Origin of the sequence: Methylobacterium nonmethylotrophicum, from assembly GCF_004745635.1 — a bacterium.
GTDB lineage: Bacteria > Pseudomonadota > Alphaproteobacteria > Rhizobiales > Beijerinckiaceae > Methylobacterium > Methylobacterium nonmethylotrophicum.
This window is the reverse complement of the sequence record NZ_SRLB01000019.1, coordinates 74315-88196: the sequence shown is the minus strand read 5'-3', so window position 1 is coordinate 88196 and position 13882 is coordinate 74315. Positions and strand designations below refer to the sequence as shown.

Below are 13882 nucleotides of genomic sequence, written 5' to 3'. Positions count from 1 at the left end.
ATCCTCCCGGACCGATCCCATCCCACTCCGGTCCATCCCGCTTCCGTGCTCGCCTATCTGCTGCGCCGCCTCGCCCAGAGCATCCCGACGCTCGTCATCGTCGTCACCCTGTCGTTCTTCCTGGTCCGGCTCGCGCCCGGCGGTCCGTTCGACCTCGAGCGGCCGCTCCCGGCGGCCGCGATGGAGAATCTGCGGCGGGTCTACGGACTCGACCAGCCGCTCTTGGTCCAGTACGGGCGCTACGTCGCGGCTTTGGCCCGGGGCGATCTCGGGCCGTCCTTCTCGGTGCGCGACCTCTCGGTGGCGGAGCTCTTCTCCCGCGGCCTGCCGGTCTCGATGACCCTGGGCAGCCTCGCCCTCCTGGTCGCGCTCGTCCTCGGGACGGCGTTCGGCGCCCTCGCGGCCCTGCGGCGGGGCTCCGGCCTCGACCACGCCGTCACGACATTGGGCACCTTCGCCCTCACCGTGCCGGGCTTCGTGGTGGCCCCTCTCCTGCAGATCGCCTTCGGGCTGTCGCTGCGCTGGCTCCCGGTCGGCGGCTGGGACGGCGGAAACCCCAAAAACCTCGTCCTGCCGGTCGTCACCCTGGCGCTGCCGCAGGTCGCCGTGGTGGCGCGTCTCGCCCGGGCCGGCCTCGTCGAGGTGGTCGACCGGCCGCACTGGCGCACCCTGCGCTCCCTCGGCCTGCCGCCCCGATTCCTGGCGCTCCACGCCCTGCGGGGCGCGGCCCTGCCGGTCGTGTCCTATCTCGGGCCCGCCGCCGCGGGCCTCCTCACCGGCTCGGTCGTGGTCGAGACGGTGTTCGGCCTGCCGGGGGTCGGGCGCTACTTCGTCGACGGCGCCATCAACCGCGACTACACGCTGGTGCTCGGCACCGTGGTGCTGATCGCGGTGTTCGTCCTCGTGCTCAACCTCATGGCCGACCTCCTCTGCGCCCTCATCGACCCGCGCCTGAGGGATTTCGGGTGAGCGCCGCGGCGACCCCGGTGGAGGACGGGGCCTCGCTCCTCGCCCGCGCCCGCCGGCGCCTCGCCGGCGATCGTCCCGCGCGGGCCGGGATGGCGATCCTCGCCCTCCTGGCGCTGGCCTGCCTGCTCGGCCCCTTCCTCACCGGGCACCCCTACGACCGGCTCCATTACGACTATCCCGCCACCCGGCCCTCGCTCTCGCTCTACCCCCGCCCGGACGCCGTGCGCCCGGCCCTCGACCGGCTCGCCCTCCGCATGCGGGTGCGGGCCGAGGACGTCGCGGTGACGCCGGAGGCGGTCCGCCTGACACTCGTTGCCGACAAGCCGGTCGATCCGCGGGTGCTGACCTTCTTTGCCCGCTCCGACACCTTCGGGGAGGCGAGGATCCTCGGGCGGGCCGAGGACGGCCGGCGGCTCACCGTCGAGGCGCCGTTGCGCCGCCTGCGCTTCCTTGCCGGCACCGACACGCTCGGGCGCGACCTCCTCACCCGCACGCTGGTGGCCGGGCGCCTGTCGCTGGCCCTCGGGTTGCTGGCGACCGCGGTGGCGCTCGGCATCGGGGTCGCGTACGGGGCGCTCGCCGGCACGCTCGGCGGGCGGATCGATGCCGCGATGATGCGCCTCGTCGACATCCTGTACTCCCTGCCCTTCGTGTTCTTCGTCATCATGCTGGTGGTGTTCTTCGGCCGCTCGGTGGCGCTGATCTTCGTCGCGGTCGGCGCCGTCGAGTGGCTCGACATGGCCCGCATCGTCCGGGCCGAGGCGCAGGCGATCCGCCGGCGCGACTACGTCCGTGCCGCCGAGGCGCTCGGCCTGTCGACGGCGGCGATCCTGCGCCGGCACGTCGTGCCGAACCTGCTCGGGCCGGTCGTCGCCTTCGCGGCCCTGATGGTGCCGCGGGTGATCCTGCTCGAGAGCTTCCTGTCGTTCCTCGGCCTCGGCGTGCAGGAGCCGGCGACGAGCTGGGGCGTGCTGATCGCCGACGGCGCCCGCAGCCTCGAGAGCGCGCCCTGGATGCTGGTCGTGCCGGCCGGGTTCCTGGTCTCGACGCTGCTCGCCCTGACGCTGCTGGGCGAGCGCCTGCGCGTCGCCCTCGACGTGCGGGCCTGAGCCGTGAGCCCTCAGCCATGAGCCTTCTCGCCCTGCGCGGCCTCACCGTGCGCTACGAGCGGGCCGGGGTGACGGCCCTCGACGGCCTCGACCTCGACCTCGCCCGCGGCGAGACCCTGGCCCTCGTCGGCGAATCGGGCTCGGGCAAGAGCCAGGTCGCGCTTGCCGTCACCGGCCTCCTGCCGCCGCAGGCGCGGGTGTCGGGCTCGGTGCGCTTCGACGGGACCGAGCTGACCGGGCTGAAGCGCCCCGCCCTCGACCGGATCCGCGGCGCCCGCATCGGCCTGGTGTTCCAGGAGCCGATGACCGCCCTCGACCCGCTCTTCACCGTCGGCCACCAGATCGCCCTGCCGTTGCGCGCCCATCGCGGCATGAGCCGGCGCCAGGCGGCCGCCCGGGCGGGCGAGCTCCTCGGCCTCGTGGGCCTGCGCGACGCTGCCGCGCGCCTCTCCGCCTTTCCCCATGAATTGTCGGGCGGCGAGCGCCAGCGGGTGATGATCGCGATGGCGCTCGCCGGCGAGCCCGACCTCCTCATCGCCGACGAGCCGACCACGGCGCTCGACGTCACCGTGCAGGCCCAGATCCTGGCGCTGCTCGCCGACCTGAAGGAACGCCTCGGGCTCGCCCTCCTGTTCATCACCCACGACCTGCGGCTGGTGCGGCGCATCGCCGAGCGCACCGCGGTGCTGCGGGCCGGCCGCCTCGTCGAGACCGGCCCGACCGGGCGGCTGTTCTCCGATCCGCAGGCGCCCGAGACCCGCGACCTCCTCGCCGCCGAGCCCGCCGGGCGCAAGGGCCCGGTGCCGGAGGGGGCGCCGGTGGTGCTGGAGGCGCGGGGCGTCTCGGTCGCCTATCCGGGCCCTCGGCGCTGGCTCCGGGCCGATGCCCCGCGCCTCGCGGTCGCGGGCATCGACCTCACTTTACGGGCGGGCCAGACCCTCGGAATCGTCGGCGAATCGGGCTCGGGCAAGTCGAGCCTCGGCCGGGCGGTCCTGCGCCTCGAACCCGCCGCCCACGGCCTGGTGCGGTTCGAGGACCGCGACCTCACCGGCCTCGACCGCGCTTCCTTGAGGCCCCTGCGCCGGGGCTTCCAGCCGGTGTTCCAGGACCCGATGGGCTCGCTCTCGCCCCGCCTCACCGCCGGCGAGATCGTCGCGGAGGGCCTGCGGGTCCACGAGCCTCACCTGAGCGCGGCGGACCGCGACGCGCGGGCGGCGGAGGCGTTTCGCGAGGTGCGCCTCGACCCCGCCTGGCGCCACCGCTTCCCGCACGCCTTCTCGGGTGGGCAGCGCCAGCGCATCGCCATCGCCCGGGCACTGGCCTTGCGCCCGCGTCTCGTCGTCCTCGACGAGCCGACCTCCGCCCTCGACCGCACGGTGCAGCGCGACATCGTCGCCCTGCTGCGCGACCTGCAGGTGGCGCACGGCCTCGCCTATCTGTTCATCTCCCACGACCTCGCGGTGGTGCGGGCGCTGGCCGATACCGTGCTGGTGCTGCGCGACGGCCGCGCGGTCGAGCGCGGCCCGACCGATTCGGTGCTCGAGCGCCCGCGCGAGGCCTATACCCGGGCCCTCGTCGCCGCGGCCGATCTCGCGCAGGCGTGAGGCGCCCCGGCCCTTGATTGCCCGGTCCCGCCGCGCCACTTCGCGACCTTCCGAAAGGACAAGGCTCAGGAGACGAGATTGATCCGCCCCGCGCTCGCCGTCACGCTGCTCGCCCTCACGGCCGCCGCCATCCCGGCCGCCGCCCAGCCGGCCCCCAAAGGCCCGCCGAAGGGACCGCCGCCGAAGGAGGCGCCCGCGCCGCAGCCCGACCCGATCGCCGCGGCGCTCTTCCCGTGCCGGAATCCGGCCGAGACCTGCTACGTCGGCGTGGTGAAGGACGGCAAGGTCATGGTGCTGTTCACCAACGACCCGAAGGCCGAGGAGATCGCCGGCAAGCCGCTGACCGTGGCGGGCGACGGCCTCGACCTCGCCAGGAACGAGAACCGGACCGTGATGCTGGTCGGCGCCTACGATCCGAAGGACGGCCTGACCAAGGCCGAGCTGGTCGACGTCGCGAGCCCGCTCGCGGCCTTCGCCATCAAGACCACCATCGGCGGCGGCGAGGCCGACCAGGAGCCCCCGGCGCCCCCGCCGCCGGCGCCCCGCAAGAAGTAAGGCGGGGGGCTCGCCGGGAGGCAGCCCGACCCCTGTGCCGGATGAGGCACGAGATCAACCCTCCCCCCTCTGCGGGGGAGGGTGGCGAACGGAGTGAGCGCAGCGGGACGAAGTCCCGCCGAGAGGGGTAGCGCGACGATTGGGGATAGGGCGCCCGCCATCTGGATCGCGACCTCTCCGGAAGCGGCGTTCCCGCCCCGCATCCGCCGGGCATCCGCCCCCAACCCAAGTCGGGCAAGGAGAGGCGGAACTCGGGCAGGCCCGGGTTCCGTGGAGGGAGGGTTCATGTGCGCGCCGAATTTCCCGTCATCCCGGTTGATGTACTAAAACATTAGTGCTTCAATGCGCCCGTCACAGGCCGCCTTGCGGGCGGCTGCGGAGCGGCGAAGCCGTCCGGTGCGGCGGGAGGATCGGGGGCGGGCGGCATGGCCGCGGCGATCCCGCGGGTCCGGCCCGTCGCGCGCGGCCGCGCCCCCGACCGGAGAGCCCCGATGCCCCTGAGCCCCCAGACCCGCGCCACGCTGAAGACCGTCAGCACCGCGACCCTGGCCACCGCCCTGTTCAAGCGCGGTCTGCGCAACCAGTTCATCCAGGACGTGCGCCCCCTCAACCCGAATGCCGGGACGATGGTCGGCGAGGCCTATACCCTGCGCTACATCCCGGCCCGGGAGGACCTGAACACCCTGGCGGTGTTCCGCGACCCGGCCCACCCGCAGCGCGTCGCCGTCGACCAGTGCCCGGAGGGCGCGGTGCTGGTGATGGACAGCCGCAAGAACCCGCGCGCGGCTTCCGCCGGCGCGATCCTGGTGACGCGGCTGATGAAGCGGGGCGCGGCCGGCGTCGTCACCGATGGCGGTTTTCGCGATTCGCCTGAGATCGGCGCCCTGCCCTTCCCGGCCTACCACAACCGTCCCTCGGCCCCGACCAACCTGACCCTGCACCAGGCCCTCGACATCAACGTGCCGATCGGCTGCGGCGACGTCGCGGTCTGGCCGGGTGACGTGGTGGTGGGCGACGGAGAGGGCGTGATCGTGATCCCGGCGGCGCTCGCCGACGAGGTCGCGGCGGAAGCCGCCGAGATGACGGTGTTCGAGGATTTCGTGCTCGAGGAGGTCCAGAACGGCCGCGCCGTGATCGGTCTCTACCCGCTGATCGACGAGCATGCCAAGGCCGACTTCGCGGCTTGGCGCCAGAAGACCGGGCGCTGACGCGCGCCGGCTTGGCGAAAGAGGGCCGGGCGCCGAGAGCGCGCCGGCTTGGCGAAAGAGGACCGGGCGCGGAGAGCGCGCCCGGACCCGGCGCGTCCCTAGAGCATCATCCCGACCATCAGCACCGCCACCATGGTGGCGGTGGCCCCGAGGGCGGCGGCCCACAGGCCGGCCTCGGCGGCGGAGCCCGGGCGGGCATTGTCGTTGGCCGCCCGCGGCAGGTCGCGCGGGAAGCGGCGCCACTTGCGCAGGTGGGACGGCGCCGTCGCGATCAGGTGCGGCAGGGGGGCGACGGCGTTGTGGCGGCACGACATGGGACTGCGCTCCTGGGGGAGGCTCGCGCGGATTCTTTTCCATCGGCGCCGGCCGCGCAACCGGCGCGACGAGAACCGATGAAGGAACGCCGATCCTGCCCTGGCGATCCGTCCCTGCGCAAATTCACGTCCGACCTGCCTTAAGGGAGTCTGACGGCTGCCGCTGTTCCGCGAAGGGCCCGTCGCAATGCCGGCCTCCGGACCGGCAGATCGATCGGGACGCCGCGCTGCGAGGGAACTCGTCCGCGCCGGGACCCCGTCAGGACCGGTCCGCCGCCTCCCGCTCCCGGTCGAGCAGCGCCCGCTTGCGCGCGACGCCCCAGCGGTAGCCCGAGAGGCTGCCGTCCTGGCGCACCACCCGGTGGCAGGGGATCGCCACCGCGATGGCGTTGGCGCCGCAGGCGAGCGCCACCGCCCGGGCGGCGGACGGCGCACCGATCGCCTGCGCCACCTCGGCGTAGGTCGCGGTGCGCCCCGGCGGGATCGCCCGCAGGGCCTGCCACACCCGCTGCTGGAACGCCGTGCCGCCGATGTCGAGCGGCAGGGTCGAGGCAGATCCGGGTGCCTCGACGAGGCCGACGGCCTGCGCCACCACCGCCTCGAAGTCCCGGTCGCCCCCGGTGAGCACCGCCTTCGGGAAGCGGTCCTGGACGTCGCGCACCAGGGTTTCGGGATCGTCCCCGAGCAGGATCGCGCAGACCCCCGACGCGGTCGCCGCCACCAGGACGTGGCCGAGCGAGCAGGCGCCGACCGCGAAGCGGATCGCCGTCCCCTCGCCGCCCCGGCGATAGGCGGTGGGCGTCATGCCGAGGCGCGCGGTCGAGGCGGCGTAGAACCGGCTCGCCGCGGAATAGCCCGCCTCGTAGATCGCCTCCGTCACCGTCCCGGCCTGCCGCAGGCCCTCCGCCACCCGCGTCGCGCGGCGGGCCGCCGCATAGGCCCGCGGCGTCACCCCGGTGACCTGCTTGAACACGCGGTGGAAGTGGTAGGGGCTCAGGCCCGCCTCCGCGGCGAGGGCGGCCAGCGCCGGCGGCGTCTCCGCCGCCTCGATCCGCCGGCAGGCCCGGGCCACCGACGCGGCCTGCCGCTCGGCGAGGCTCGCCTCGTTCGGCCGGCAGCGCCTGCAGGCGCGGAACCCCGCCGCTTCCGCCGCCGCGCAGGTCGGGTGGAAGCTGACATTCTCGGGCCGGGCCGGCCGGGCGGCGCAGCTCGGCCGGCAATACACGCCGGTCGTGCGCACCGCGTAGACGAAGTGGCCGTCCGCCGACCGGTCGCGGCGGGCGATGGCCGCGAAGCGCGCGGCGTCGTCCTGCGGCGGGTCTTGCCGGGACAGGTCCTGCGCGAGCGGGTTTCGGCCGACGGCCGCGAGGTCGAGATCCGGGTTGCGCATGATCCTGTGCCCCTCGTTGGACGATGCGGCCATCCTGGCTTCCTTCCCCGAGCCGCGCATCCCGGCGCTTGCTGCCGAATTCCGCGCTCCCGTTTGCCACAGGTTTACTCCCGACGCGTTTCCGCCGCCGCCCCCGAAACCGGGGTAGCCCCGGATGGTTGGGCACAGGTCGGGCGGCATGGAGCCGCCCCGACGCACCCGCCGGCCCTGTCTCCTCCCCTGCCGGCGTGGGGCTTGTCTCTCGGATCTCCTCCACTTCCCCCGCTGCCTCGCGGCAGCGGGTTTTCTTTGCGGGAGCCGGTGGCGGATGGGACGGTTCGCCTCTCCGAATGGCGCGATGCGCTCCTTCTAGGAAACGCAATGCATGACAGTGTCTTGCACTGGTCGGGCGAGATGCGGATCTGTCGGGGCCTGGCCGCCAGGCGCTCCTTCGCCGGCTGCGAATGCGGTGGAGCGTGGCCGGCAGGCTCTTGGCTGGGCGCTCGGGCCGGGGGTAAGCCGGGGAGCCAAGCAACGACACGCGCCGCCGAGGCGCGGCCGCCTGCGATCCCGGGGTGACACGCCGCGTGACCGACGCCCTCGACGACATCGCCGCCATCCTGGAGCGCACCGGCGACTACCGGGTGCTGCGCCGCTTGAGCCCCTTCGTGCCCCCGCCCGAGCCGGCCGACGAGCCGACCTTCGTCGGGCTGATCCTCGACACCGAGACCACCGGGATCGACGTTGCGGCCGACGAGGTGATCGAGCTCGGCATCGTCAAGTTCGAGTACGGCGCCAGCGGCCGGATCTATCGGGTGCTCGAGCGGTTCAACCAGCTCCACGAGCCCTCCGGCCCGATCCCCGAGGCGGTCGTGCGTCTCACCGGCATCACCGACGCCGACGTGGCCGGGCAGCGCATCGACGACGAGGCGGTGGCGGCGCTCGCCGCGGAGGCGCGGGTCGTCATCGCCCACAACGCCCGCTTCGACCGGCAGATGTGCGAGCGCCGCTGGCCGATCTTCGTCTCGCGCAACTGGGCCTGCTCCTGCCACCAGATCCCCTGGCGGGCGGAAGGCCACGAGGGGATGCGGCTCGGCCACCTGCTCGCCGATCACGGCCACTTCCACAACGGCCACCGGGCGATCGACGATTGCGAGGCGTTGCTCGCGATCCTCGCCCGGCCGCTGCGGGCCTCGGGGCGCCTGGCGCTCGCCGCCCTCCTCGAGGCGGCGCGGCGGCCGACCGTGCGGCTCTGGGCCTCGGACGCGCCGATCGCCCTCAAGGACCGGCTCAAGGACCGCAACTACCGCTGGTCGCCCCGGCGCCGCTGCTGGTACGTCGACCTCGACGAGGAGCAGATCGAGATCGAGCGCTCGTTCCTCTCGCGCGAGATCTACCGCGGCGCGCCGGCCACCGCCCTGCCCGCCGACCGCTTCACCGCCCGCGACCGCTTCTCGACCCGGGCCGATCCGGAATCGTGACGAAGCCGTCCCCGGCATGATGAACAGAGTCTTGATGAACGAAGTCTTGCCGGGGATCGGCGAAATTCCGCCGGCCGCGTCACCCGGCGATCATCCTGATGCGCGACGGAACGCTCACTTCGGGCCCGATTAAGTGTCTCTCACAGAACTCCCGATCGCCGGCCTTGCTCGGTGTGGCGGCCTCGGCGCAGCGGGAGTTGTGTGAGGTGCACTTAGAGACTGGCAGCCCCTACGCCGTCATAGCCTGGGCCGAGATCACCGAATCGCGGGCCGGAACGGTGTCCTTGGCAAGTCCCTTCCTGGCACGTCCCTTCCCTGACGAGTTCTCCGGCGGCAAGCCCGGCCCCGGCGGGCCGTCCAGGGCCCGGGCCCGACATCGCGGCGATCCCGGGGCGGGACGAGGGCCCGCTGGCGCCCCTCGTGGTCGACCTCGACGGCACGCTGCGGCGCACCGACCTCCTCGTCGAGGACGTGGCGGCGATCCTGCGCCGCGACGTCCTGATGCTGTTCCTCATGCTGGGACCGACTGGGCGTAGGACCACACCCCCTCCGAGCGCAGGGTGACCTGGAACTACGGGCGCGCGAAGGCGATCGTCGCGATGGGCCAGAGCGCGTCGGCATCCTCGGCGTCGAGTGCCCGGAAGATGCGGTGCCAGGCCCACAGGCTCACGCCCGCGAGGATTGCCAGCAGCACGAAGCCCTCGAAGCCCGGAAACCCGAACACGGCGATGACGGGCAGAGCCACGAGCGCCGGCAGCGGCGGGAAGATCACGGAGGGCCGGCCCTGGAACAGGGCGCAATCGATCTCCGGGCAGCGTTCGATCCACAGCCGCCCGTGCAGGAAGGCGTCGGCCAGCGCACCGCGCGCGTTGAGGACGGGATCGCGCCAGGCGCCCCGCCCGGTCGGGAGGCCGAGGAGCGCGAGGGCGCAGAGCCCCGCGAGGACGGCGAGCGCCCGGTTGCGGTTGTCCTCGGAGCCGCGCTGCATGATGGCCTGCCCGGGCCTGGGGTGACGAAGGAGCCGCGACCGGCGGACCTTTCCTACCGTTCACGCTCAACCGGGACTTTCACAAGGAATGGTCTCCCTCCCGTGCCGGCGTTCGGCCGGGCCTGCGGGCCGCGCTCGGCTACCAGCCCCGGCCGAGGCTCACGGCGATCCGGCTCGGGCGCGTGTCGACCAGGGCCGCGGTCAGGCTCGCGAGGGCGCGGGCGACGGCGCTGCGGGCCGCGATCTCCGTCCGCGAGCGCGGCGGCAGGGCAGCCATCTCCGCCAGACGCTCGCCCGCGACCGCGACCCGCCGCACGGCGCGCAGCACTTTCGGATTGGTCTCCGTCAATGCGCAGATGTCGGACAGGGCGCTGCGCAGCGCGTGCATCGTCTCGCGCGTGTTCACCCCTTCCGCCAAGTCGACCGCGGCGCGCTCGAGCTTGTCGAGGAGTGCTCGGAGCGGTTCCGGCGCCATGCTCAGGCCTTCGGACTCTCGGATGTCTGGACAGCGCTGACTCGTGTGGGTATCCGGACCGAGCATGGTGGCTTCTCTGGTTGGGCCGACTGGCCGTAGCTCGCCAGGTAATCATGTCAAATCTATGCTGGTGGCGCAACATGCATGTCGGGCGGAAGTCAATACTCGGTAGAGCGGTCCGTCCTGACCCTGAGGATCTAGCCCGCCATTCAGCGTGCAAAGACCTGAAGTTGTATTGCTCGACTGCGGGAGTTGTTTCTGCGCAGGGCCGTCGCCCGGCTGGACTGCCAGATTGCTGTGATGCCCTGGCGATCAAGGCCCGGGCGGAGATGCCGGCGCCCTGGTCAATGCATTCCTGATGCTCGCATGAAGTCGGATAATACGTAAAAATAAGAGTAATTTCTCAGCATCCGTGGCACGCTGTCAAGAGTAAATTCCTCATCCGGAATGACGAAACGGTGCCCATCGCTAGGTCGGGTTGAACGATGCCTCTGCGCTCAGTGTTTGGCGACCAGTCCGGAAGCGTCAGCGACCAGATCCTGTCGGTCCTTCGCGCCGTCCGCCGGCATCTGGCGATGGATGTCGGCTTCATCTCGGAGTTCGTCGCGGGCGACCGTGTCTTTCGCGTCTCGGATACCGATTCGCCGCACAACCCCGTGGTGGTGGGCGCGCATGCGCCGCTGGAGCAGAGCTTCTGCTACTACGTGGCCAAGGGCCTGATGCCCGGGCTGATGCACGACGCGTCCGAGAATCCGGTCGCCGCGCAGATGCCGGTCACCCGCGACCTGCCGGTCGGGGCTCATCTGAGCGTTCCGCTCCGGCACGGCGACGGCGAGCCCTACGGGACGGTGTGCTGCTTCAGCTACACGCCGGATCGCAGCCTCACGACCCGGGATCTCGGCGTCCTGCGCCTGTGTGCGGACATGATCGATTCGATCCTGCAGAAGGACGGCGACGCGGCGCGCGAGCGGGCCGCGAAGCGCCGGCGCATCGCCGGGACGATCGACGCCGAGGCCCTCGCGCTGGTGTTCCAGCCGATCTACCGCACCGCCGACGGGAGCCTCGCCGCCTTCGAGGCCCTGGCGCGCTTCGAGCCCGCCCTGGGGCGGAGCCCCGATGCCTGGTTCTCGGACGCCGCCGAGGTCGGCCTCGGCGAAGCGCTCGAGTTCCTCGCGCTCCGGAAGGCCCTGGCCGCACTCCCCGACCTGCCGCCCCGGGTCAAGCTGTCGGTCAACCTGTCGCCGGCCGCCCTCGCCTCGCCCGGGCTCGCCGGGATCCTTTCGGGCGTCCCGTTCGACCGGCTGGTCGTCGAGCTCACCGAGCACGCGGCGGTCGCGTCCTACGCGCGCCTGCGGGAGGTGCTGGGACCGTTCCGCAGCCAGGGCCTCGGGCTCGCGATCGACGATGTCGGGGCCGGCCACGCGACGCTCCGTCACGTCCTCGACCTGGCGCCCGAGTTCATCAAGCTCGACATGAGCCTGATCCGGAACATCGACGCCGATTCCGCCCGCCGGGCCCTGACCGAGGCGCTCACGGGCTACGGCCGCCGCATCGGTTGCGAGATCGTCGCCGAGGGCGTCGAGACCGAAGCCGAGTACGCGGTGCTGCAGGGGATCGGCGTGACGCGCGTCCAGGGCTTCCTGACCGGCCGGCCGATGCCGCTCGACGAGGCGGCGGCCCTGCCGCTGACGGGTCCGGAGGCGCTCACGGGGGCCTGAGCCGTCTTCTCAGGACTGCCGGCATCGACCGGTCTCGGCATTCCGGCGAGAGGCGCGCCGGTGCGCGCCGTGGAGCAGCGCCCGCATGGCTCGCGACAGGGGACCACGACAGGCCGCGGCTCCAGAGCGGTGAAGGAGGAGGACGCAACGGAGCATGTCCTCGCGCAGCGTCCGGTGCACGGCTTTATTTCTCGCTTCGACGGGATCATAGTCGGCACCCGCGACTTGTCGCAGAAGCAGTGCCTCACGGTGAGGTCGCCGCTGCCGCAGCACAGCCGAGAGCCCGCGCATGGTCAGGTCGATCATCGTCACCGTGTCGGACGAGGCGCTCCCGAAAATCCGGGATGTGGCCGCACGCCTCGCCGACAAGGGCATGGCCGTAGAGCGGGTCCTTCCCCTGACTGGCATCATCTCCGGACGGTTCGATTCCACCGAGACCGCTGCGCTCGCTTCGGTCCAAGGGGTGACGAGCGTGGCGGAGGAGACGGCGGCCCGGCTTCCTCCGTCCGGGTCGCGCCTCACCTGACATGCGGACGCCGTCGTTACGGCGCCTGCACGAGTCCGGAGCCGACATCGGCCGAGGCGATGTCGAGCGGTCGAACACTCTGGACGACCTTCGCCCAGAGCGCCGCCCCCGTCAGGCCGGTGGCCCGGTGCCAGAGCGCCGCGATGCCTGCGACATGCGGTGTGGCCATGCTCGTCCCGTCTAAGGCAGCATGCGTTCCGAGGGCGGTCGGCACGCTGGAGAATACATTCACACCAGGCGCCGCGACGTTCACGATGCCCCCGGCTCCGGTGACGCGGCTGCTGCGCGACGAGAAGGCCGCCAGGCGGAGCTGGGCGTCGACCGCCGCCACGGCCATGGCGTCGGACGCGTTAGCCGGCGCCTCCACGAAGCCGTTCGTGGCCGGGTAGCGCGAGTCGAATCCGGGCAGGCCCGGCCGGTTGGCGTTGTTGCCGGCCGCCGCGATCACCAGGGTGCCCGCCAGCAGGGCCCGTCGTATGGGTTCCCTGTATTGCTCGATCTCCTGGTCGATCGCGACGCCCAGGGACAGCGACGCGACGTGGCACCCGTTCTCCACGGCCCATTCCAGCGCTGCGATCACGTCGGCCGTCAAGGCTTCCGGCCGCGGCGCATCGTTGAAGACTTTGGCGACGTAGATCTGCGCATCCGGGGCGACGCCGTAACGGCGCACCCCGGTCGCCGGCCGTGCGGAGCCGCAGGCGGTGCCGACGCAATGGGTGCCGTGGCCGTGGATGTCCTGCACCGTCTCGACATTCTCGACGAACGAGCTGTTGTTGTTGAGGCGGCCCAGGAAATCCCGGTGCTGCAGATCCACGCCGGTGTCTAGGATGGCGACCTTGGCGCCCCGCCCGGTGAAGCGCGAGACGCTCGCGCCCGTGGCTTGAAGGCCCCAGGTGAATTGTGCCGTATCGGCGAAGGCGAGAGGACCGGCCGGAGCCGCGGACGCCGCGGGTGCGGCGTCGCCGTTGCCGGCCTCGTCGTACAGCCGTGCGGCCGCGTCCCGGAATCCTTTCAGGTAATCCCGACTGAGGCCGCCCTGCGAGCACAGATGCGCGATGTATTCCGGCTCGACGGTCATGATCGGGCCGCCGGCACCCGCAGCGGCGGCCATCAGCCCCGGAAGGGCATCCTGCTTGTCGAGGATCGCGATGCCGAGCCGCTCGAAATGAACCGCCTTCGCGTCGTCAAGCGCCGCCAGGGCTGCCGCATTGCCGCCGGCATCCGCGCTGGTGACCAGTTCATTGATCCCAGCGAGCCTGTTCAGGGTCGACCTGATCTCGGTCTTCGGCGTCTCCGTCTTGAAGATGACGATGGTGCGGCCGGTCGTTCTCGGCCCCGCCGCCGAACCGGTCGGCTCGGGGCGAACTGGTGGAGGATCCGGGATCGTTGGAGGTGGTGCGCTCAGGCGCACGCGCCGGCCGGGAGGCTTGGCCGGGCCGCCGGACACTGCCATAGAGTTCTCCCCTTAGATCTTTTGATTATCGCGATTGTATTTCAAATCAAGCCTGAATCAAGAAAAAATCTCAATGGCCTCGCCAATGGCGACTAAGATCAATATGAGACAAT

The 13882-nt window shown here is 72.1% G+C and carries 14 protein-coding genes; 9 read left to right on the top strand and 5 right to left on the bottom strand.

Annotated elements, in window-relative coordinates; all coding sequences use genetic code 11:
• Positions 1 to 45: 45 nt before the first annotated feature.
• From EU555_RS23640 to EU555_RS23620, 5 genes are all read left to right on the top strand, one after another.
• Positions 46 to 969 (top strand): ABC transporter permease, encoded by a 924-nt coding sequence (locus tag EU555_RS23640; protein WP_135417673.1) that lies wholly within the window; start codon positions 46 to 48, stop codon positions 967 to 969.
• Positions 966 to 2078, top strand: coding sequence for an ABC transporter permease (locus tag EU555_RS23635; protein ID WP_281041302.1), 1113 nt, complete (start codon positions 966 to 968; stop codon positions 2076 to 2078). Before EU555_RS23640 ends, EU555_RS23635 begins: the two co-directional genes overlap by 4 nt.
• A gap of 17 nt (positions 2079 to 2095) precedes the next feature.
• Positions 2096 to 3682: an ABC transporter ATP-binding protein gene (locus tag EU555_RS23630; protein WP_135417672.1), complete on the top strand. Its 1587-nt coding sequence runs from the start codon at positions 2096 to 2098 to the stop codon at positions 3680 to 3682.
• Positions 3683 to 3760: 78 nt separating this feature from the next.
• A complete protein-coding gene (locus EU555_RS23625) occupies positions 3761 to 4237 on the top strand; it encodes a hypothetical protein (protein ID WP_245524451.1) in 477 nt (158 codons plus the stop codon).
• 491 nt (positions 4238 to 4728) lie between these two features.
• Positions 4729 to 5445 carry a ribonuclease activity regulator RraA gene (locus tag EU555_RS23620; RefSeq protein ID WP_205820986.1) on the top strand — a complete coding sequence of 239 codons (717 nt, stop codon included), beginning with the start codon at positions 4729 to 4731 and terminating at the stop codon, positions 5443 to 5445.
• A 98-nt stretch (positions 5446 to 5543) separates the two neighbouring features.
• Here the strand turns inward: EU555_RS23620 and EU555_RS23615 are convergent, their stop codons facing one another.
• Both EU555_RS23615 and ada read right to left on the bottom strand, forming a co-directional pair.
• Entirely contained in the window at positions 5544 to 5759 is a 216-nt protein-coding gene (locus EU555_RS23615; RefSeq protein WP_135417671.1) for a hypothetical protein, read from the bottom strand.
• Between the two features lie 259 nt (positions 5760 to 6018).
• Positions 6019 to 7182 (bottom strand): bifunctional DNA-binding transcriptional regulator/O6-methylguanine-DNA methyltransferase Ada, encoded by a 1164-nt coding sequence (ada, locus tag EU555_RS23610; protein WP_245524450.1) that lies wholly within the window; start codon positions 7180 to 7182, stop codon positions 6019 to 6021.
• Between the two features lie 533 nt (positions 7183 to 7715).
• Between ada and EU555_RS23605 the strand changes: the two genes are divergently transcribed.
• Together EU555_RS23605 and EU555_RS36320 are read left to right on the top strand one after the other, a co-directional pair.
• A complete protein-coding gene (locus EU555_RS23605; protein ID WP_135417670.1) occupies positions 7716 to 8609 on the top strand; it encodes a 3'-5' exonuclease in 894 nt (297 codons plus the stop codon).
• Between the two features lie 420 nt (positions 8610 to 9029).
• Positions 9030 to 9173 carry a hypothetical protein gene (locus EU555_RS36320; protein WP_167858645.1) on the top strand — a complete coding sequence of 48 codons (144 nt, stop codon included), beginning with the start codon at positions 9030 to 9032 and terminating at the stop codon, positions 9171 to 9173.
• A gap of 7 nt (positions 9174 to 9180) precedes the next feature.
• Here EU555_RS36320 and EU555_RS23600 read toward each other — a convergent pair whose 3' ends face one another.
• Together EU555_RS23600 and EU555_RS23595 are read right to left on the bottom strand one after the other, a co-directional pair.
• Positions 9181 to 9597 carry a hypothetical protein gene (locus tag EU555_RS23600; RefSeq protein ID WP_135417669.1) on the bottom strand — a complete coding sequence of 139 codons (417 nt, stop codon included), beginning with the start codon at positions 9595 to 9597 and terminating at the stop codon, positions 9181 to 9183.
• Positions 9598 to 9736: 139 nt separating this feature from the next.
• Positions 9737 to 10072: a hypothetical protein gene (locus EU555_RS23595; RefSeq protein ID WP_135417668.1), complete on the bottom strand. Its 336-nt coding sequence runs from the start codon at positions 10070 to 10072 to the stop codon at positions 9737 to 9739.
• Positions 10073 to 10557: 485 nt separating this feature from the next.
• On the opposite strand from EU555_RS23595, the gene EU555_RS23590 reads away from it, so the two are divergent.
• Positions 10558 to 11790 carry a sensor domain-containing phosphodiesterase gene (locus tag EU555_RS23590; protein WP_135417667.1) on the top strand — a complete coding sequence of 411 codons (1233 nt, stop codon included), beginning with the start codon at positions 10558 to 10560 and terminating at the stop codon, positions 11788 to 11790.
• Positions 11791 to 12079: 289 nt separating this feature from the next.
• The gene (locus tag EU555_RS23585) at positions 12080 to 12316 is read left to right on the top strand and encodes a ketohydroxyglutarate aldolase (RefSeq protein ID WP_135417666.1); all 237 of its coding nucleotides are present in this window, start codon (positions 12080 to 12082) and stop codon (positions 12314 to 12316) included.
• A gap of 16 nt (positions 12317 to 12332) precedes the next feature.
• Here EU555_RS23585 and EU555_RS23580 read toward each other — a convergent pair whose 3' ends face one another.
• The gene (locus EU555_RS23580) at positions 12333 to 13769 is read right to left on the bottom strand and encodes a S8 family serine peptidase (RefSeq protein WP_135417665.1); all 1437 of its coding nucleotides are present in this window, start codon (positions 13767 to 13769) and stop codon (positions 12333 to 12335) included.
• Between the last annotated feature and the right edge of the window lie 113 nt (positions 13770 to 13882).